Origin of the sequence: Brevibacterium sp. HMSC24B04 (assembly GCF_001806835.1) — a bacterium.
Taxonomy (GTDB): domain Bacteria; phylum Actinomycetota; class Actinomycetes; order Actinomycetales; family Brevibacteriaceae; genus Brevibacterium; species Brevibacterium ravenspurgense.
The window spans coordinates 1-19,679 of sequence record NZ_KV786087.1; the positions used below are offsets into that span (position 1 = coordinate 1).

The following is a 19,679-nucleotide window of genomic DNA, read 5'->3' on the forward strand; positions in this document are numbered from 1 at the left end:
CCCGACATTTATCAGACACGCCCTAGCCGCGCTGCCCAGCGGGGCCGGAGCCGTAGAAGCGGCCGAGCGTTTCCTCTTCGTATTCGTCGAAGGTGCCATCGGCGATTGCTTCGCGCATTTTCTCTACCAGCCGCACCGTGTAGTGCTCGTTGTGGATGGTGCACAGGGTGGAGAACAGCATCTCCTTGGCCTTGAACAGGTGACGCAGGTAGGCGCGTGAATAGTTCTGGCAGGTGTAGCACTCACAGCCGGGCTCGATCGGATCCCAGTTGCGCTCTGAGGCAGCGTTGTTGACGTTGTAGCGGCCGTAGGCGGTGTACACGGCTCCGTTGCGGGCTACGCGCGACGGCTGCACGCAGTCGAACGTGTCAGCACCTGCCCGCACCGCGGTGAACATGTCGTTCGGTTCGGAGATCCCCAGCAGGTGCCGGGGACGGTCTTCGGGCAGTTCGTCATTGCACCAGCCGACGATCGTGCCGAGGCTTTCCTTTTCCAGCGCCCCGCCGATTCCGTAGCCGTCGAAGTCCATGGCGCCCAGGTCGCGGCAGGCTTTGCGCCGCAGGTCTTCGTACTGTGCTCCCTGGATGACGCCGAAAAGCGCCTGATAGGGCTTGCCGCCCGGCAGACCGGCAAAACCTGGCGCACTGCGCTCAGCAGTGAGCTTCTTGTGCTCTTCGATGCAGCGGATGGCCCACAGGCGTGTCCGCTCTAGGGACTCTTCCTGGTAGGCGCGGGAGTTCATGAGAGTCGTCAGTTCGTCAAAGGCAAACATGATGTCCGCCCCCAGCTGATGCTGGACCCGCATCGAGATTTCGGGAGTGAAGCGGTGCAGAGAACCGTCCAGGTGGGATTTGAAGTTCACCCCGTCATCGTCGACAAAGCTCAGCCGCTCTTTTCCCGCCGCCGTCGCATCGTCATCGAACCCGGCCTTGTCAGCGGCCGCCTCCATCGAAATGACCTTTTTGAACCCCGAACCCAGGCTCATCACCTGAAAACCGCCGGAATCGGTGAAGGTTGGCCCGTGCCAGTTCATGAACGCGGCCAGCCCACCGGCTTCGTCGACCAGGTCAGCACCTGGCTGCAGGTACAGGTGGTAGGCGTTGGCCAACAGGGCCTGCGCTCCGAGTTCGCGCATCTCTTCGGGGCGTACGGCCTTCACGGTGGCCTTTGTGCCCACCGGAATGAACGCGGGAGTCTGAATATCCCCGTGCGGTGTGCGGATTACTCCGGTACGGCCGTGCACGCTCCCCTGCCCCAGGGAGTAGGGGCTGCGGGTTCGTGATCCGGGGTCGAGGCGGGACTCGATTGTGAAGCCGAAGCTCACCTCCGCACGGTCCGGGCTGGCGGAGGTGCCGTCGCGCGCAGTGCTGTCCCCACCTGGGGCGCTGTCCGTGTGCATGGCTCAGGCTTCGCCGAGGAACTGAAGCATCTTGCCGGGGTTCATGATGTTCTTCGGGTCAATGGCCTTCTTGATGGCCATGTGCATTGCGCGGCTGCCCTCGTCGAGTTCGTGGCGCAGCCAGGGGGCTTTGAGTGAACCCACTCCGTGTTCGCCCGTGATAGTGCCGCCGCATTCCATGCCGGCCCGCATGATTTCGCCGAAGGCCTCTTCAGCCAGGCGCACCTGTTCGTCGTCGAGCGCGTTGAACGTGACGGTCGGGTGAAGGTTGCCGTCACCGGCGTGAGCACAGCAGGAAAAGGTGAGCTGCGGGTATTGTTCCGCGATCTCGTCCAAGCGAGCGAAGATATCGCGCAGCCGGGGTCGAGGCACGCAGATGTCGTCGACGAGTTCGCCACCGCCCAGTTCGTGGGTGAACTTCTGGGTTGCGGGAGAAACAGCGCGGCGCGCAGCAACCAGCAGCTCGGAGTCTGCCGGGTCGTCTGAAAAGAAGACGTCGTCAGCGCCGACGGCCTTTGCAACAGCCGTGAACCGTTCGAGTTCCGCGGCGGCCGATTCCGTCGAACCGTCACCGTCAGCCTGCACCAGCAGAATCGCCCCGGCACCATCCGGCAGACCGAAGTCGCCGTAGGCGTTGACGAACTCGATCACCTGCCGGTCCATGTACTCCATGAACGACGGACGGCCGCCCGCGCCCATGTAGTCCGTGACGGCGCCTGCCGCGCTGACGGAATCCGGGAAGATCGCCACCGCGGTCAGCGGCGGCGGAAGTTTCGGCACCAACTCGAGCGTCACCTCGACAACCACCCCGAGGGTGCCTTCGGCGCCGATGATGAGCGAGTGCAGGTTGTATCCGGCCACACCCTTCTTGGTGGGTCGGCCAACGGTGGTGAGCGTGCCGTCGGGCAGCACCACTTTGAGGCTGCGCACGTAGTCGGCGGTCACGCCGTATTTCACACAGCACATGCCGCCGGCGTTGGTCGACACATTCCCGCCGATCGACGAGATCGCCACCGACCCGGGGTCGGGCGGATAGGACATGTCAAAGCTGTCGAGGTGCCTCTTGAGGTCGCCGTTGATGATGCCGGGTTCGACGGTGCAGGTCTGTTCGACGGTGTTGACATCCAGCACACGGTTCATCCGCTCGAGGCTGAGCAGGATGCAGCCGTCAATCGCGTTGGCCGCTCCGGCCAGTCCGGTCCGTGCGCCCTGTGGAACGATCGGCACGCCGTGTTCGTGGGCGAAGCGGACGGTGGTCTGCACGTCCTCAACTGTCTGCGCGCGCACGAGCGCCAGGGGTTTGCCCGCGGTGCTGAACTGCGCGTGGTCGAAGCTGTAGGTCTGCAGAACATCGGGGTCGTCCGTAAACGCGCGCCCCAGTGTTTCCTTCAGGCCGGCAATATCGGCAATGCTCATGATCGACCGGTCACTTGCCCAGGAACTCGCGGGTGACGGCGATGAAGCGCTCCATGGCTTCGTCCGGGCCGATGCTCACACGAATGCCGGTGTGCAGGTTGCGCACTGCCAGGCCGTTGGCCATGCACACCTTTTCAAACTCTGCGGAACGTTCGCCCAGCGGAAGCCACACGTAGTTGGCGTCGGACGTCGGCACATCGATGCCAAGTGCGCGCAGCTCTTCTGTCAGTTTGTCGCGAGCTGCGGCAACTTCCTTTGCCCGCACATCGACTTCGGCAGATGCCCTCAGCGAGGCGAGCGCGGCTGCCTGGCCGATGCTCTGCACCGAGAACGGCGCGATCGACTTGCGCATTTCGAGGATGACGTCCGGGTGGGCAATTCCGTAGCCCACGCGCAGGCCGGCAAGGCCGTGGGCCTTGGAGAACGTGCGCATGATGATGAGGTTCGGGTAGTCAGCCAGTGCCGCAACGGCGTCAACCGCGTCTTCCGAGGTGATGAACTCCAGGTAGGCCTGATCGAGGACCACCAGAAGATCCGACGGCACACGATCCATGAAGGAGCGGAACTCGGCCTCGCGAATTGCGGGGCCCGTGGGGTTGTTCGGGCTGCACAGCACGACCAGCGTCGTGTCGTCGTCAATTGCGTCCAGCAGCGCGTCAAAGTCGTGGCGACCGTGGGCGGTCAGCGGGATCTGGCGGTTCTCCGCTCCGCTCATGACACCCACCTGGCGGTACATCTCAAAGGACGGCCACGGGTAGACGATGTTCGCGCCGGGGCCTGCCGTAATGGCGAAGGCGGCCGACAGGATTTCTGAACCGCCGGCACCGAACACGACGTTCTCAGGTGCCACACCCAGGAAATCGGCCATCGCCTCAGTCAGTTCGAAAACACCCGGGTCGGGGTAGACATTGGGATTTTCAGACGCCTTCGCAATGGCTTCGCGCACCTGCGGAAGCGGTTCCATGTGGTGCTCATTGGCCGACAGCTTGTAGGCGGTCATGCCTTCGATCGGAGCAGCCGGTTTGCCGGGAACATATGCCGCGGCATCACGCACGGCAGGGCGCAGGCGGTACTGAAAAGTCATGGGCTCATCGTACCGCCGCCCCAGGCTCACCCGGGCGGCACCTCGGGCCGCAGTCCGGCCCCAGACCACCCGAGCCGAACCGAAGAACCCGCGCGGCACCTCGGCTGTACCCCCGAGCTCAGAACAGCCGAGCCGAACCCGGGAACTCTTGCGGCACCTCGGCCGTACACCCCTGTTCTCCCATCCAGAACATGAAAAAGCTCCGAGGTGAAAACCTCGGAGCTTTATCTGGCGGTAGCGGTGGGATTTGAACCCACGGTAGGGGGTTGCCCTACACAACATTTCGAGTGTTGCACCTTCGGCCGCTCGGACACGCTACCGCGGACAACTCTAAGGCCTCAGCGGCCGCGGCACAAACTGGGGGACTGTCATTCTGCTCACTCTTCGCTGCCCGGCAACCGCAGATCGGCGAAAAAATCATCCAGCACGGCCCGGCACTCGTCAGCTCGCACACCGGGGTACACCTGCGGAATCGGGTGGGCCGCACGGTCGCGCGGAAGGTCCCACACGGACCCCACGGCACCGGTTTTGGGTTCGTGCGCGCCGAAGACGATTGCGCCCACGCGGGCGTTCATTGCCGCGCCGGCGCACATGGCACACGGTTCGACTGTGACGACGAGGACCGCCCCGTCCAGCCGCCACGTGCCAAGGGCCTGCCCAGCCTGGCGCAACGCGAGAACCTCGGCGTGCGCCGTGGGGTCAGCATCGGCTTCGCGCCGGTTACAGGCGGCCCCGACCACCTGCCCGTCGAGAATGACAACAGCGCCGATCGGCACATCGGATTCCGGGCAGCGGTGCGCCTGATCCAGCGCCTTGCCCATCCACTGCGCGTGCTGTTCGCGGACTGCAAGCGCCACGTCAGCTCACCGCTCCCCTGCAAACATCATCCGCACTGCAGACATCAACCGCGGTGAGCCTCCCCCGGCAGCGTGCAGCCCGGCGAATGTTCAGCGAACAGATACAAGCCATGCGCCTATTGTCTCTGCCCGCACATCACACACAAGCACCGCACGAACAAAAGGACGACAGGCTCAGCGAACGATAGGCTTAAACCATGAAGCTCCACGTGGCGGACCACCCGCTCATTGCCCACAAGCTCACTGTCCTGCGTGACGAGCGCACTGACTCAGCTCGCTTCCGCCAGCTGACCGACGAACTCGTCACACTGCTTGCCTACGAGGCCACGCGCAACGTCCGCGTGCAGCCCAAGCAGATCAACACCCCCGTGTGCGCAACCACCGGCACCCAGATCGCCCAGCCGCGCCCCCTGGTTGTGCCGATTCTGCGCGCCGGCCTGGGCATGCTCGAAGGCATGACCCGCATGCTGCCGACGGCCGAAGTCGGCTTCCTCGGCATGGTCCGCGACGACGACACACTTGAGGTTGAGACCTACGCTCAGCGGCTGCCGAACGACCTCGAAGACCGCCAGGTGTTCGTCATCGACCCCATGCTGGCCACCGGTCACACCCTGGAAATGGCCATTGACTTCCTGCTGGAGCGCGGCGTTTCGCACATCTCCACCGTCTGCCTGGTGGCCGCTCCGGAAGGTGTCAACTACATCACCGAGCGCTTCGGCGACCGCGCCGACATCGACGTGTTCACGGCAGCACTCGACGAAGGCCTCAATGAAAACAACTACATCGTCCCCGGTCTCGGGGACGCCGGTGACCGGATGTACGGCACCGCCTGATCCCTCTCCGGTCCCCAGCGGGGCCGGAACAGAGCAGCACGAGGTGCCTGGCACCTCGTGCTGTTCTTCTTTTGTCATCTTGGCCCACCGGGAAGCCCGTCAAAGCGCTTTCAGCGTCACCGAACGACTCTTTATTACGTCATATGTCGTCATAATCGTCTCAAAAGTGGAAATCCGCTTGGTTTTCGTTCGCGGCGTGACAAATAATGACGTCATGTTCTTCCTGCAGCGAATGCCGATGCTCTGCGTTCGCGACCTCACGTGCTGACACGGTCGCGAACGAGTTCTTCAGCAGCATCCGCATGTTCCCATCGCAAGAGAAGAGAATCCCATGACGCAGTACGCATCTGCACCCCAGAACGTCCACCCCCGCAGCGCAGCAGCAACCCGCAGGCGAGGAGCCCGCTTGACCCCGGTAGACCCGCAGTCCGCCCCTCGCACCTACGGCCCCGCAGGAGTCCAGGCACAGCCCGGTTCGGCCCGCGGAATCATCCTCTACATCGGCCTGAGCGAAGAAGAAGCCGCAGCTTCCGGCACCAACCTCACCGAAATCGCCGAATCGCTGCGCGACTACACGCAGGAACTCGCCCCGTCGTCGGAAACCCAGGCGATCATCGCGCTGGCACCGTCCGGTCCGGAACGCGACCTCGACGCCGTGCGCGCTGTCGCCACCGGATCGCCGGCTGCCCGCGGTGCCGCCGCCCGTTCCCACGGTCCCGTCCGCTCGCGTATTCCCAGCCGCATCCAGCCGCCCCAGCCGGCAGAAGCTCAGAAGCCCGCGGCTGGCCTCAAGGTCGACCTTCCGCGCCGCGAAGTGCACATCGACGGCCGTCTGGAGACAGTGACGGTCAAGGAATTCGACTTGCTGGCCACACTCGTCAGCAGCGAAGGCCACACCCTTTCCCGCGCCGAACTCGTCGACAAGGTGTGGGGCGATGACGCTGACCGCCCTGACGAACGCACCGTCGATGTTCACGTGCGTCGCCTGCGCAAGCGCCTGGGCTCATATTCCTCTGTTGTGCGCACCATCCGCGGACAGGGCTACCGCTTCGATTCGCACCCGGATGTCGAGGTGTGGAGCGCATCAGCTCTGCGCTGATCATGTGGGCGTGCGCGTCTCGCCCGGATGATGAGTTTCGGGCTGTGCTGAGCTGGCATATATGAGCCCACACTGAGGACTGGCCCAGAAAGCAGTCAGGTTCGGTTCGTAGACTGAAACCCTCATGTCTCGTACGAAGAACCCAGCCAAGGGCGTTGTCGTAGCCCTCCTCGGCGCGCTTTTGGCCGCGCTTCTGATCATCCACGAACTGATCCCGACGACCAACGGGCTTGCCCTCATCGTCGAATCGGCTCTGCCCTGGACGTGGGTGCTGCTCGTCCTGCTGCTGCTCTTGGCGCTCATCCGACTGTCGCCGCTGTCGATCATCGGCGTGCTCATTCCCGCCCTGGTGTGGGGTGTGATGTTTGGGCCCTACCTCAAGCCGGCATCTGATGACCGTGACGCCGACCTCATCGTGGCCACACACAATGTGGGTGCTCGCCTGCCGCAGCCGACTGCGACGGCACGGGCCATCATCGATCAGAAACCGGATGTTGTCGTCATTCAGGAGATCGAATCCCTGTCGGGCAAGATCATCAAAAAAGAACTCGACAAGTCGTTTGCGCACACGCAGGTTGCCGACACGGTCGGCGTGTGGTCACGCTGGCCGCTGACGCAGAAGCAGAACATCGACCTGGGTCTGCAGTGGCCGCGGGCATTTGAAACCACTGTGAAGAGCGATCACGGCGATGTGAAGCTGTACGCGGTGCACGTGCCGTCCGTTCGCCCCGGTGTTGAGACTCTGCGCAATTCAGCGCTGCAGAAGCTTTCCTCGGCCGTGAAACAGGAAGACGCCCAACACCTGATTGTGGCCGGCGACTTCAACGCGGTGCAGACTGACCGCTACTTCAAAGACCTCGATGAACAGCTGGTCGACAGCCGCAAGGCCGTCGGCGGCGGCTTCGGCTTCACGTGGCCGGCACAGTTCCCCGCGGTGCGGCTGGACCACATCATGGTCCGCGGACTCGATCCCGTCTACGACACCGTCATGGACCGCGGAACCTCAGACCACCGCGCGATCATTGCTGGGCTGAACCTGACGCAGTAGCTTCGGTGTTGCCGCGGACGTTTCAGTTCTTCGCGGTGCACTTGCCGGTGGGCACCAGCCCCCGCGTACCCTCTGCTGCTTTCAGCGTCGGCATGATCTCCTTGAGCGTGAGCGCATAGCCAGTTGCATCGTCGTTCTGCGACTTCGCAAAGACCATGCCCGATACTCGGCCGTTTGCCGCGATCAGCGGGCCTCCCGAGTTTCCTGGGCGCACATCGGCTCGCAGCGAATACACCTTGCGGACGGCTTTCTTTTCGCCGTAGATGTCTTTGCCTTCGGCGATAACTCTTTCGCGGACCCTCGATGGTGAAATCGTGTATGGCCCGTGTTCCGGGAAGCCCACAACGACGGAGTCGGCTCCCACGGCCAAGTCCTCGCCGCGCTGCATAGCGGGGGCCTGCAGGCTGGGCACATAGAGGACGGCAACGTCGATCGTGGGGTTGAAGCCCACCACCTGCGCCGGCAGGGCCTGTCCCTTGCCGGTGACCTGCACGGAAATCTGCTGAGCGGCCGCAACGACGTGGGCGTTCGTGGCCACATAGCGATCGGAGTACACCCAGCCAGTGCCTTCCGATGCGGAGTTGCACGCGGGCGCCTGAGCGGTGATCTTCACAACCGACTGGGCCGCTTCTTTGCCGACGGCCACCATTTCCGGGTTCGGTGCATCGACTTCGCGGATCTGCTCTTTCTGTCCGCTGAAGACATCCGGGAAGCCGTTGAAGCGCAGGGCTTCGCCCAGAGCACCGAGCGCCTGTGAGGACGGCACGGGCGCAGCCCCGTCGAGGGCGCGCACAATTACCGAATCGGCGGCCCACTGGTTAGGTTCGATGAGCGATGTTGTGCGAACCCACCCGGCACTGACCCACACCAGCAGGCAGAAGATCACAACACCGCTGATGGCGCCGCCGATGGCGTCAACGAGCCTGCCGGCGGCCGAACGGATGCGATCGCGCAGCACCCTCCCCCACGAAGCTCCGATCGCTGCCCCGATAAGACCCAGCACAAAGGGAACGGCAAAAGCGCCGGTCGGTCCGATCACATCGAGAAGCTCGTTCGTCCCGGCCAGTTTCATGCCGGCGAGCACTCCCCTGCCGATAAGCAGCCCGAGCGCAAACCCGATGAGCGCCCCAACGGTGGGGCTGAGACCGCGGATCCACCCCATCGCCAAAGACGACAGGGCGATGATCCCCAGCACCAGGTCGATCATCAGTACGCGCCAGGATAGTGCGCCTGGTAGCTGTGCGCACTGTTGACGCTGTTCATCAGCTGTGTGCGCTGTGTGGCGAAGTCCGTGAGCAGCTTCTTTTCACGTTCGCGTTCAACCTCACCGCCAGCGTGGACGTTGATGCGCTGGCGGGCGTTGGCCAGATTGATAGTCGTGCGGACCATCTTCTTGAAGGTGTCGGCACCCCCGTGATAGCCGGCTGCCCACCGCTTGCCCTGACTGCGGCCTCGCCACGTGCCGAACGTGTCGACCTCGGCCGGTGTCAGCCAGCCCGCCTGCCTGTATTCATCGAGCATGGCGCGGTCCTTGCGCACTTCGAGCCACCGCAGGACGAACGCGAGGCTGTACCAGATGACGGCGTATACCAAGGCCAGTCCGACGATGATGAGCAGGCCGAGGATTCCCAATCCACCCACAGCTCCGGCCATGAAGTTCCAGAGGGCGTGCAGGAAGGTTCCCACGGACCATCCCAGCGGCCACGCCAGAATCGCAGCCCACCACTGCCAGCGAGCTGCGGCAAAGCCGGTCACAACACCGGCCACGGCTGTGAACAGCGAGTGGCTCAGCGGCGACACGATGCCGCGCAGCACGAAGGTGATGGCCAGACCCACAAACTGTCCTTCGTCAAAGGACCCCGACAGGTACTGCAGATTTTCGGTGAACGCGAAGCCCGCACCGACCAGCGAACCGTAGATGAAGCCGTCGAGAGGACCCGTGAAGTGTCGGCGTGCGGCCAGGGCGAACACCGCGAGGAAAATGCCCTTGGCGCCTTCTTCGATGGGCGGGGCTCCGAGCACTGGGTACAGGAGGTCAAAAAGACTCTGTGAGCTGTCGAAGCCGATGACCAGGGTCGAACCCAAGAATCCCAAGGTCTGCACCACAATGGTGAAGACGATCGCCATGACTGCACCCCACAGCAGCGGCAGAACCAGCCACACGGGGTTGCGCTTCTTCCACCGGTTGAACCACAGGACCACCAGGAAGATGAACGCCATGGGCACCAGCGACAGAAGGACGATGAGAATGCCCAAGCCATTGAACGTCAGCGACTGAAACAGGATGATGAGCAGGAGCCCGAAGCCCAACAGCCCGATGGCAATGGACGCGAGGATGATTCGGACGAGCTCTCCGGTCGAGCCGTCTGGGCGCGACACGGTTGGGTAGGCAATTCTCGAGGCGCCGGTGAGCTGCCCGGATGGGGCCTGTTGGATTGGCCCGGTTGATGGCGCATACCAGGCTGGGCGCGAAGGACCGCCGTGCGGGTATTGCTGACTGTAGCTGCTGTGTGGGTGCTGCGTCATAGTCGCCGTTCGTGTGAGCTTCCGTTGCGTATCGCATACATGATTCCACACCCCGGTGACACTATGGCTTATCTCAGCTGTGAAGCCCCGCAGACTGATGCTGGAAAACGCTGAAGCCCCCCCCGCAGTGGCTGCGGGGGGCTTCAGCGTGCAGGGCTTCAGTCAGTGCGGACTTGAGCTCTGTCGATGTCAGTCGACGTTGATCTGCAGGGTCCGGTTGGTGTACTCGGTGAGTTCGTCGAGCAGCGTTTCGTCTTCGTGCAGCGTGCGGCCGAAGGACGGGACCATCTTTTCGAGCTTGGGCTTCCAGCCTTCGAACTGACGCGGGAAGCAGCGTTCGAACAGCTTGAGCATGATCGATGGGGCGGTCGATGCACCGGGCGAAGCACCCAGCAGAGCTGCAACGGAACCGTCAGCCGACGCAACGGTTTCGGTGCCGAAGCCCAGCATGCCCTTGCCGTTGGCGTCCTTCTTCATGACCTGGACGCGCTGACCGGCGTGGATGAGCTCCCACTGGCTGGGGTCGACTTCTGGAGTGAATTCGCCCAGAGCCTCGAAGCGGTCCTTCTTCGTGGAAGCCAGCTGGCTCATGAGGTAGGTCACGAGGTCGAAGTTGTCCTTGGCCACGTTGAGCATGACCGGGAGGTTGCCCGGGCGAACCGAGCGCGGAAGGTCAAGGAACGAACCGGTCTTGAGGAACTTCGGCGAGAATCCGGCGTAGGGACCGAACATCAGGTATTCCTTGCCGGAAATGACGCGGGTGTCCAGGTGCGGGACCGACATCGGCGGAGCACCGGTTGCGGCCTGGCCGTACACCTTGGCGTGGTGGCGTGCCACCAGTTCGGGGTTCGAGCTGCGCAGGAACAGACCCGAAATGGGGAATCCGCCGTAGCCGTTGGCTTCCGGAATGCCGGTCTTCTGCAGCAGCGGGAGTGCGTGGCCGCCGGCCCCGATGAACACGAACTTGGCATCGACGTCGAAGGATTCGGCGGCCGCGGTGTTCTTCACCGACACGCGCCAGCCGTTTCCGCTGCGGTTGAGGTCCGTGACTTCGTGGCCGGTGCGGACCTCAACGCCGTTGTCGGCGAGGTTGGCCAGCATCTGGCGGGTGAGCGAACCGAAGTCGACGTCGGTTCCGCTGGTCACGCGCGACAGGCCGTTGACCTGTCCCGGGCCGCGGTTTTCGAACATGAGGGGCAGCCACTCAGCCTGCGTGGCGGGGTCGTCGGTGAACTCCATGTCCTTGAACAGGGGGTTCTTGACCATGGCTTCGCGGCGAGCGCGAATGTAGTCGCGGCCGGATTCTCCGCGGCCGTAGGACACGTGCGGAACTTGGTTGATGAAGGTGCCGGGTTCGCCGACGATGCCTTCGTCAACGAGGTAGCTCCAGAACTGGCGGGAGACCTGGAACTGTTCGTTGATGTTGACGGCCTTGGCGATGTCGATGTTGCCGTTCTTGTCGGCCGGCGAGTAGTTGAGCTCGCACAGGGCCGCGTGGCCGGTGCCCGCGTTGTTCCATGCGTCAGAGCTTTCGCGTGCGACATAGTCGGTGCGCTCGTAGACGCGGATTGTCCAGTCGGGCTGAAGTTCGTGCAGCAGGGTGCCGAGCGTTGCGCTCATGATGCCCCCGCCGATCAGGACGACGTCAGCGTTTTCTTTGATACTCAAAGTCAGCATCCCCGTTCGGCTGTGTAGTAGATACTCCACTCAAACTCTACTCCTGTGCACACGGCGGTGCCTCCCAGGGTCACCGCGGGCCGAGCCCTTGAAAACACCTCGCCGACTTGTGTGCTTGAGCCTGTGGATGAAATCGACGATGTCCACAGCCTGTCTCAGGCGTAGAGAAGCCGACGGCAGCACGTGTCTGATGTGGCTATGAAAAATCTATTGACAGCGCTGAAGACAAGCGCACTCATCATTCTGACCGCCATCATGGCGTTCGCAGTTTCAGGACCAGCGGCCGCCGACGACGACTTCTACGGCCCCGGTCTGTGGCACAAAGAAGGGGTGCACAAGACCTTCTACGGCGCCTATCTCACGATCGACGGCAAACCGTCCTACTGTCTCGATGCGGGGCTTCCCTCACCCAGGCCACAGCACTTCAAGGGGGCTGAGCCAACATCGGTGCGCACACCGCAGACAGCCTGGCTGCTGGCGGAATACGCGGACTCGAAGGACAGCAGCCGGCAGGCGGCTCTGTCGGCGTTCGTCAAACTCGACAAGGCACTGCCCCACCGACACACCATGAAGGTGCGCACGCCGAAAGAGCTCGGCAAGAAGTTCGCAAAAGCCGCGGACATGTTCACCCAGATGCGCAAGGACGCCAAAGACTTCGCAGGCCCGTACACTCTGACCCTTGCGCCTAAGCACCGCGACGGGAAGGTGTTCGCCACTCCGACACTGACCTCGGCTGCGGGGAAGGAACTGGACTGGCCGGTGGATGTTGTCATGACCGGCGGCAGCGAAGATCTCCGCAGGCAGGTGCCGGCCGGCACGGAAGTATCTGTCTCAGCACCACCCGGCGCGCTGGTGTCTGTCGAAGCCACAGCCGCGGGGCTGCCGAGCACAGATGTTCTGGTGTACAAGCCCACTGACGGCAAGCGAGTTCAGAACGTCACCACGGGTGTTCCCGCGAAAGTCACCGCTAAGGCAACCGCGAACACGCAGCTGCCCTTTGCACCGACTGCCGAAACAACTGCCGAGGTTTCCTCTGACGGGAGCATCACAGACACCGTCAACATCACCGGCGCCCCGCCGAACTCAACACTGTCCGTGATCGCGCGGGCCTACCATTCGGACTCCGAGCCCGTGCAGAGTGCGGAACCACAGGGAACACTGGTCGACGAACAAGAACTCACGGCACGCATTGACGGCGACGGAAAGGCTCAGCTGACAACCGAAGTCGTGGAGGGCAAACCCGGCTGGACCACGTGGACCGTCGAAATCCTTGAAAGCGAAAGGTCAGACGGCTGGGTGTCCGACTGGGGCATCCCGGAAGAAACCGTCTACTGGGAAGAACCGCCGGAACCGACTCCCCCGCCAGAAGAGCCCACGCCGTCTGAAGAGCCGACACCGTCTGACACACCCACACCGGAAGAATCCCCAACGCCGGAAGAAACTTCCTCGGCCCCAACGGAACAGCCGGAACCGAAGCCCGAGTCCACGCCGGAAGCCGGAGGCGAAGAAACCCCCACGCCACAGGAACCTAAGCAAGCCGAAACGCTGCCCCGCACGGGTGCGGACTGGCGGGTTGGCGCCGGAATGGGGCTGGTCCTGCTGGGAATCGGCGCGGCAGCGGTGGGATTCACCCGGAAGCGAAGCTGATTGCACAGCGCGTTAAAGCAGAACGCACACTGAATCTGCACTGACAGCACGAGGGGGTGGACAGCACCAGCTGTCCACCCCCGGGGGCCTAAGGCCAGTACCGAAGATCCGGTGCCGAACCTCAAATGCCCAACATCAGTCCTTGCTGTCTGTCTCTTAGTCAGCCTCACTCTGCGCAAAGCGGCTGGCAAAGTCCAAATACCAGTCAAGAATCTCGTTGTCAGCGGCAGCAGATCGGTTGACAACATCTGGCGACTGGCCCTGGAAGACCTTCTTGAGCGGCACCTCGAGAAGTTTGCCGGTGCGGGTCATGGGAACACCGGGGGCGGCGATGATCTCGTCCGGTACGTGCCGCGGAGACACCTCGGTGCGGATCGTCTGAACGATCTTGGAGCGCAGCTGCTCATCAAGTTCGGTTCCCGGCGAGGTCACAACGAACAGCGGGAGGTAGTAGTCACCATCGCCGAGCTCGGCGCCGATCACCATGGACGCCTGCACGCCCTCAACCCGGTTGACCGCATTCGTGATGTCCGACGAGCCCATGCGGATGCCGCCGCGGTTGATGGTCGAATCCGAACGACCGTGGATGACCCAGCGATCATCGGCGGAGCGCGTCACCCAGTCGCCGTGGCGCCACACACCGGGGTACACGTCAAAATAGGCGTCCCTGTACCGGCTGCCGTCAGGGTCGTTCCAGAACTTCACCGGCATCGACGGCATCGACTCGGTCACCACGAACTCGGCGAGCTCATCCACAACAGAATTTCCGTGGGCGTCAAAAGCATCGGCGGCAACGCCCAGGTACGGCCCCTGCAGCTGACCCAACACAACTGGGTCCAGCGGGTTCGAACCGATGAACGCGGTGCAGATATCGGTTCCACCGGAATCCGAGCCCACACGGATATTGGGGGCCACGAACTCGTACGCCCACTTCCACGTTGAACCCGGCAGCGGTGAACCGGTCGACAGGATTGTCCGCAGGGATGACAGATCGTATTCGGCGCGCGGCTTCGCGCCGGCCTTCTCCATCATCTGCAGAACCGCGGCACCCGTCGCGAAATGGTTTGCCTTTTCCCGGCTGACGATCTCAAAGTGGCGCGAAGCCGAACCGGCCACCGGGGAACCGTCGTAGACGACGATCGCCGCACCGGCACCAAGGCCGTTGACCAGGATGTTCCACATGATCCACGTGGGCGAGACAGCCGTGTAGGTCACGTACCCCGGCTCAAGTTCGCTGTGCAGAACACTCTTCGCCGCTTCTAGAACAATGCCGCCGTGACCGTGCACAATGCCCTTCGGCTTGCCCGTCGTGCCGGACGAAAAAACAACCCACAGGGGGTGCGAGAACTCCACGCGAGTGAATTCCGGTTTCTGCGGCTGAGCAACAATGTCAGAGAAGACAGCGCTCGGCACACCCACCTCGGCAGCGTCAGCTTCGGGCAGGCGGTCACCCAGATTGTCGACCAGTACGTGCGCCTTGATGCTGGGCATCTGCTCCACTAGCGACGCCGCAGATGCACGCAGATCAATCTGCTTGCCGTTGAACTTGTAGCCATCAACGGTCAGCAGCACCTTCGGTTCAAGCTGCTGGAAGCGGTCCAGCACGCCCGCAGAACCGAACTCCGCCCCGACAACCGACCAAATAGCTCCCACGGATGCACTGGCCAGCAGGCCGACAACCGTCTGGGGGATGTTCGGCAGCACGGCACAGACAACATCGCCTTCACCCACCCCTGATGACCGCAGCCATTCGGCGAGCGCACCGACCTGTCCCGCGAGCTCCGCCCAGGTCAGAGCTCGCCGGTTCAGATCTTCGTCCAAGCCGATGAGCGCCTCGTCATCCGGTGCGCTGTCAGCCCGGCGCAGCATGTTTTCGGCGTAGTTGATCTGGGATCCCGCGTACCAACGGGCATCTGGCATGGTGCCGGTGACCGCCGGACCGTCTGCGCGGTCGCCGATTATGTCGAAGAACTCCCACACCGCGTCCCAGAAGTCGTTCAGGTTCTCGACTGACCAGGCGTGCAGCGACGCGAAGTCGCCCACCGGCACACTCCGTGTTTCAGCCAGCCACTCCTGGAACTCCCGTATTTTCGATGCGGCAATCCGCTCCGGTGAGGGCGTCCACAGAACGTCACCGGGTTCCGCCTGTTCAAAGTTCTCCGCAAGTGCCATAGATGTCCTTTCTGCCGCGCTTCATTGCGCTGTGTGCTGCGGTGTGCGAAATGTTTCTGTGCGCCTCGTTTTGGGCCGGTCGGGCTGACCAGCCCAGAACGAAGCGCCCAGATCTGGTGAGTCTCAGTCCTCGGTGTCCCCGATGTCGTAGGCGGCGGCCTTTCCGTCGGTGCGCTGAACCGTGACGCCGTTGTCGGCGAGTTCTGCGAGCGCTTTGCGGCTGGTATCTGCAGCAACACCCGCGCACAGGTCTTCGAGCACTCGAACTTCGAAGCCTTCGTCCAATGCGCTCAGTGCTGTTGCGCGCACGCAGTAGTCGGTGGCGATGCCGCAGACGCTCACGTGTGTCACACCGCGTTCCCGCAGCCATTCGGCAAGTTCTGATTCGCCGTCTGCCTCTACACCGTCAAAACCGGAGTAGCCATCTGAGTACTGCCCCTTGAGGAACTGGGCATCAACTGCCTCCAACACCGGTTTGAGGGCCGGTGCGAACTGCGCACCCTCGGTGTCTGCCGCACAGTGCACGGGCCAGGTGGTTGTGAAGTTCGGTTCGGAAGAAAAGTGCGTGCCGGGGTCGATGTGCCAATCCTGCGTGGTCACAACGAAGTCGTCAGGCCCCTCTTCCACGTAGTCGGCAATCGCTTCGGCTGCTGCCAGTCCCCCGTCAACACCGAGAGAACCGCCTTCACAGAAGTCATTCTGAACATCAACGATGATGAGTGCAGTTGTCATGACCACAGTCTACGGAATGTGGTTCAGGTCTCTTCTGCGTTCCTTGGCAGAGTTCACTTTCTCGTTGCCTAAGAGAATGCTGAGTCTTTTAGCCTTGTTGGGTCAGTCTGCACTTTCGTGTGCTCACACCTCTCATTAGGACTCATATGAAGCGCCATGCTCTGCTCGCCGGCACTGCCGCCGTCGGTCTCGCATTCGGCTCCGCAGTTCCCGTTTGGGCCGCTCCCGCCGATCCTCATATCTCTGAAATCTCCTACCCGTCGAACGATGCCGACTTCGTTGAGATCGTCGCCCCCGCTGGTACGGATCTGTCCGGCTGGGTCGTCGGTTCTGTCACTCGAGGCGGCGCTCTCAACAGCGACGAATCGGTCGTCACCCTGCCCCAGGGCACGGTTGTCGGTGAATCCGGTGTTCACGTTGTCGAACTTCCGCTGACGAACTCTGTCAAAAGCGGCGCCGCCGCTGATGGTTCCTACGGAGCTTCCGTTTTCGTGGTCAGCGCCGATGGAAACCTCGTCGACTTCAAGCAGATCGGCGGTGTTGTCGGCGGAAAGGGCGTCACGGCGTCCAACAGCGACAAGCTGCCTGCCTCGGTGCGCGGTCAGCAGGCAGAGCCCACTGGAGCAAAGGCTTCCGGCAAGGACCAGTCGATCCAGCTCAACTGCTCCGAATGGGAATCAGGTGAGCCGACCCCGGGAACCGCACCCGACCCCAGCACGTGCGACGCACCTGACAACCCCAACCCAGATGAGCCCGGCACACCTGGCCCAACAGACCCTTCGGACCCGGAGAACCCGGCCAACCTCCTGCCGATCAACACCATCCAGGGCACCGGTGACGAAAGCCCGTATAAGGGCAAGACCGTCACCACCACCGGTGTTGTGACGGCCGCTTACCCGACCGGCGGGCTGAACGGCTACTACATTCAGACCGAAAGCACCGGCGGAGACAACCACGACTTCGCAGAGGGCTCGCACGGCATCTTCGTCTACTCGAAGGACACCGTGAAGCAGGTCAAGACCGGTGACAACGTCGAAGTGACCGGCAGTGTCAGCGAGTACTACGGACAGACCCAGATCAGCGTTGACGGTGGGGGACTGAAGAAGCTCGACGAAGCAGCGGTGGCCCCGAAGCCGTACGAAGGCGCATTCCCGGAAGACCCTGCCAAGCGTGAGGCCCTCGAAGGCATGCTTGTTCAGCCCACCGGCGACATCACGGTCACCGACAACTACTCGACCAACACCTACGGTGAAGTCGGCCTGGCCAACGGAACTGAAACCCTGCGCCAGCCCACGGATGTGGCGCGCCCTGGATCAGAAGAAGCCAAGAAGGTCGACGCCGAAAACAAGAAAAAGGCCTATGTCCTCGATGACGGCGGCACCGCGGACTTCTTCAAGACTGCGAAGGACACCCCGCTGCCGTACCTGAGCAACGACAAGCCGGTGCGCGTGGGTGCCAAGGTCACGTTCACCAAGCCCACCGTTGTCGGCTATGGCCACGACAAGTACCGCCTGCAGCCCACGGGGTTCCTGCCGGACAACAATGAGCTGACCCCCGCTGAGTTTGAAAACACCCGCGCAAACGTACCGGGTGTCGGCGGTGACATGACGCTGGCCAGCTTCAACGTGCTCAACTACTTCCCCACCACCGGCGACACAGAAAAAGGGTGCAAGGCCTACACCGACCGTGAGGGCAACCCAGTCGGATCGAACTACTGCACGCCGCGTGGCGCGTACAACGAAGAGAACTTCAAGCGTCAGCAGGCAAAGATCGTCGCGGCCATCAACAAGCTCGACGCTTCAGTTGTCGCATTGGAAGAGATTGAAAGCTCCGACAAGTTCGGCAAGGACCGCGACTGGGCTCTGGAAAACCTGGTCAAGGCGCTGAACAAGGCGGCAGGCGAGGAGCGTTGGGCTTTTGTCCCCTCCCCGAAGTCGATCCCGGAGACCGGTGACGATGTCATTCGCACCGCTTACATCTACCAGAAGGCCGAAGCAAAGCCCGCAGGCGAATCAGCAATTCTCGACAGCCCGGCGTTCCACAACGCTCGCGCGCCCCTGGCGCAGAAGTTCCAGGCCGTCGGCGTGGACAACCCCGAGGCTTCCGAGTTCATTGCCGTTATGAACCACTTCAAGTCCAAGGGCTCCGGCAAGGGCGAAGGCAATGAAGACTCAGGTGATGGCCAGGGCAACTCGAATGCCGACCGCGTTAAGCAGGCCAAGGCTGTCGTTGACTTTGCTGACGCGCAGAAGAAAGCCATGGGCACTAACCGCGTGTTCGTTCTGGGTGACCTGAACTCGTACACGAAGGAAGACCCCATGCAGGTCTTCTACGAAGCCGGGTACACCAACGTCGGTGAGCACTTCGATGCGGCACCCACCTACCTGTTCGGTGGGCTGACCGGAAGCCTCGACCACGTGCTCGCCTCGGAAGAAGCGATGGGTCCGAAGGCACAGGCACGCTCGGCTGCTCCGACCGCTGCGGCGGGTGCTGTGACCGGCGCTGCCACATGGGAGATCAACTCGGTCGAATCGGTCGCGCTGGAGTACAGCCGCCACAACTACAACGTGACCAACTTCTACCAGCCCGACGAGTTCCGTTCGTCTGACCACAATCCGAGCATCGTGGGCATCAGCACAGGTGCGCCGGCAGAAGAACCAGGTGACAACGACGACCAGGCTCCGGGCGAAGACGAAGGCCAGGAACCCGGCGACCAGCAGCCGGGCGATGGCGATGGTCAGGAACCCGGCGAACAGCCCGGTGACAACGACGGCCAGCAGCCAGGCGAACAGCCCGGTGACAACGACGGTCAGGGACCGGGTGAGGAATCTGGCGAAGATGCATCGGACGACGCAGCCGCTGGCAACGAGGGTTCGGATGACAGCGAAAGCCAGCCGGGCCCCGGCGGTTCGGACTCCCAAGGATCCACAGCGAGTGGCTCTGACAGCACTTCGGACTCGGGCAGCGGGAAGGGCCTGCCGCGCACAGGCGCAGAACTCACTGCCCTCGGCGCGGGCCTAGCACTGCTGGCGGCAGGAGCTGCAGCAGTGTTTGCAAGCCGAAAGCGTGCACACACTCGCCGCTGAACTGAAGAGCTGAGCTGACAACTGCGGCTCAGCAAACAACGCAGGGGTGGTTCTCCGCACAACGGAGAACCACCCCTGCGTCGTCTCCGGAGTCTCCTGTTCC

General features: G+C 62.8%; 14 protein-coding genes and 1 tRNA gene. 5 read left to right on the top strand and 10 right to left on the bottom strand.

Annotated elements, in window-relative coordinates:
• Positions 1–22 precede the first annotated feature (22 nt).
• The 5 genes from tgt to HMPREF3092_RS04835 form a co-directional block, all read right to left on the bottom strand.
• Positions 23–1,399 carry a tRNA guanosine(34) transglycosylase Tgt gene (gene tgt, locus HMPREF3092_RS04815; protein WP_082791098.1) on the bottom strand — a complete coding sequence of 459 codons (1,377 nt, stop codon included), beginning with the start codon at positions 1,397–1,399 and terminating at the stop codon, positions 23–25.
• Between the two features lie 3 nt (positions 1,400–1,402).
• Positions 1,403–2,815 carry an FAD-binding oxidoreductase gene (locus HMPREF3092_RS04820; RefSeq protein WP_070424021.1) on the bottom strand — a complete coding sequence of 471 codons (1,413 nt, stop codon included), beginning with the start codon at positions 2,813–2,815 and terminating at the stop codon, positions 1,403–1,405.
• Positions 2,816–2,825: 10 nt separating this feature from the next.
• Positions 2,826–3,899: a histidinol-phosphate transaminase gene (hisC, locus tag HMPREF3092_RS04825; protein ID WP_070424022.1), complete on the bottom strand. Its 1,074-nt coding sequence runs from the start codon at positions 3,897–3,899 to the stop codon at positions 2,826–2,828.
• A gap of 229 nt (positions 3,900–4,128) precedes the next feature.
• A tRNA-Ser gene (locus HMPREF3092_RS04830) sits at positions 4,129–4,219 on the bottom strand.
• A gap of 57 nt (positions 4,220–4,276) precedes the next feature.
• On the bottom strand, positions 4,277–4,756 hold the full coding sequence (locus tag HMPREF3092_RS04835) for a nucleoside deaminase (RefSeq protein ID WP_082784640.1): 480 nt from the start codon (positions 4,754–4,756) through the stop codon (positions 4,277–4,279).
• A gap of 197 nt (positions 4,757–4,953) precedes the next feature.
• On the opposite strand from HMPREF3092_RS04835, the gene upp reads away from it, so the two are divergent.
• The 3 genes from upp (at position 4,954) to HMPREF3092_RS04850 (ending at position 7,736) form a co-directional block, all read left to right on the top strand.
• A complete protein-coding gene (gene upp / locus HMPREF3092_RS04840; RefSeq protein ID WP_062022379.1) occupies positions 4,954–5,589 on the top strand; it encodes a uracil phosphoribosyltransferase in 636 nt (211 codons plus the stop codon).
• Positions 5,590–5,920: 331 nt separating this feature from the next.
• Positions 5,921–6,688: a winged helix-turn-helix domain-containing protein gene (locus HMPREF3092_RS04845; RefSeq protein ID WP_070424023.1), complete on the top strand. Its 768-nt coding sequence runs from the start codon at positions 5,921–5,923 to the stop codon at positions 6,686–6,688.
• Between the two features lie 124 nt (positions 6,689–6,812).
• The gene (locus HMPREF3092_RS04850) at positions 6,813–7,736 is read left to right on the top strand and encodes an endonuclease/exonuclease/phosphatase family protein (RefSeq protein ID WP_061941111.1); all 924 of its coding nucleotides are present in this window, start codon (positions 6,813–6,815) and stop codon (positions 7,734–7,736) included.
• A 22-nt stretch (positions 7,737–7,758) separates the two neighbouring features.
• On the opposite strand, the gene HMPREF3092_RS04855 is transcribed toward HMPREF3092_RS04850, so the two are convergent.
• The 3 genes from HMPREF3092_RS04855 to HMPREF3092_RS04865 form a co-directional block, all read right to left on the bottom strand.
• The gene (locus HMPREF3092_RS04855; protein WP_061941109.1) at positions 7,759–8,943 is read right to left on the bottom strand and encodes a MarP family serine protease; all 1,185 of its coding nucleotides are present in this window, start codon (positions 8,941–8,943) and stop codon (positions 7,759–7,761) included.
• The gene (locus HMPREF3092_RS04860; RefSeq protein WP_070424024.1) at positions 8,943–10,115 is read right to left on the bottom strand and encodes a PrsW family intramembrane metalloprotease; all 1,173 of its coding nucleotides are present in this window, start codon (positions 10,113–10,115) and stop codon (positions 8,943–8,945) included. Before HMPREF3092_RS04860 ends, HMPREF3092_RS04855 begins: the two co-directional genes overlap by 1 nt.
• A gap of 336 nt (positions 10,116–10,451) precedes the next feature.
• Positions 10,452–11,939, bottom strand: coding sequence for a malate:quinone oxidoreductase (locus tag HMPREF3092_RS04865; protein ID WP_062022390.1), 1,488 nt, complete (start codon positions 11,937–11,939; stop codon positions 10,452–10,454).
• A 198-nt stretch (positions 11,940–12,137) separates the two neighbouring features.
• Between HMPREF3092_RS04865 and HMPREF3092_RS11320 the strand changes: the two genes are divergently transcribed.
• Entirely contained in the window at positions 12,138–13,586 is a 1,449-nt protein-coding gene (locus HMPREF3092_RS11320) for a hypothetical protein (RefSeq protein WP_176745694.1), read from the top strand.
• A 156-nt stretch (positions 13,587–13,742) separates the two neighbouring features.
• Here HMPREF3092_RS11320 and HMPREF3092_RS04875 read toward each other — a convergent pair whose 3' ends face one another.
• Both HMPREF3092_RS04875 and HMPREF3092_RS04880 read right to left on the bottom strand, forming a co-directional pair.
• Positions 13,743–15,758 carry an acetoacetate--CoA ligase gene (locus HMPREF3092_RS04875; RefSeq protein WP_070424026.1) on the bottom strand — a complete coding sequence of 672 codons (2,016 nt, stop codon included), beginning with the start codon at positions 15,756–15,758 and terminating at the stop codon, positions 13,743–13,745.
• A gap of 123 nt (positions 15,759–15,881) precedes the next feature.
• Positions 15,882–16,490: a nicotinamidase gene (locus tag HMPREF3092_RS04880; RefSeq protein ID WP_070424027.1), complete on the bottom strand. Its 609-nt coding sequence runs from the start codon at positions 16,488–16,490 to the stop codon at positions 15,882–15,884.
• A 146-nt stretch (positions 16,491–16,636) separates the two neighbouring features.
• Between HMPREF3092_RS04880 and HMPREF3092_RS04885 the strand changes: the two genes are divergently transcribed.
• A complete protein-coding gene (locus HMPREF3092_RS04885) occupies positions 16,637–19,576 on the top strand; it encodes an ExeM/NucH family extracellular endonuclease (RefSeq protein WP_070424028.1) in 2,940 nt (979 codons plus the stop codon).
• Positions 19,577–19,679 lie beyond the last annotated feature (103 nt).

What these genes read in the sequence shown, in the direction of transcription:
- HMPREF3092_RS04855 (WP_061941109.1), bottom strand. Translation starts at nt 8,943, where the DNA reads ATGATCGACCTGGTGCTGGGGATCATCGCCCTGTCGTCTTTGGCGATG.
- HMPREF3092_RS11320 (WP_176745694.1), top strand. Translation starts at nt 12,138, where the DNA reads ATGAAAAATCTATTGACAGCGCTGAAGACAAGCGCACTCATCATTCTG.
- hisC (WP_070424022.1), bottom strand. Translation starts at nt 3,899, where the DNA reads ATGACTTTTCAGTACCGCCTGCGCCCTGCCGTGCGTGATGCCGCGGCA.
- upp (WP_062022379.1), top strand. Translation starts at nt 4,954, where the DNA reads ATGAAGCTCCACGTGGCGGACCACCCGCTCATTGCCCACAAGCTCACT.
- HMPREF3092_RS04865 (WP_062022390.1), bottom strand. Translation starts at nt 11,939, where the DNA reads ATGCTGACTTTGAGTATCAAAGAAAACGCTGACGTCGTCCTGATCGGC.
- HMPREF3092_RS04880 (WP_070424027.1), bottom strand. Translation starts at nt 16,490, where the DNA reads ATGACAACTGCACTCATCATCGTTGATGTTCAGAATGACTTCTGTGAA.
- HMPREF3092_RS04850 (WP_061941111.1), top strand. Translation starts at nt 6,813, where the DNA reads ATGTCTCGTACGAAGAACCCAGCCAAGGGCGTTGTCGTAGCCCTCCTC.
- HMPREF3092_RS04820 (WP_070424021.1), bottom strand. Translation starts at nt 2,815, where the DNA reads ATGAGCATTGCCGATATTGCCGGCCTGAAGGAAACACTGGGGCGCGCG.
- tgt (WP_082791098.1), bottom strand. Translation starts at nt 1,399, where the DNA reads ATGCACACGGACAGCGCCCCAGGTGGGGACAGCACTGCGCGCGACGGC.
- HMPREF3092_RS04885 (WP_070424028.1), top strand. Translation starts at nt 16,637, where the DNA reads ATGAAGCGCCATGCTCTGCTCGCCGGCACTGCCGCCGTCGGTCTCGCA.
- HMPREF3092_RS04875 (WP_070424026.1), bottom strand. Translation starts at nt 15,758, where the DNA reads ATGGCACTTGCGGAGAACTTTGAACAGGCGGAACCCGGTGACGTTCTG.
- HMPREF3092_RS04845 (WP_070424023.1), top strand. Translation starts at nt 5,921, where the DNA reads ATGACGCAGTACGCATCTGCACCCCAGAACGTCCACCCCCGCAGCGCA.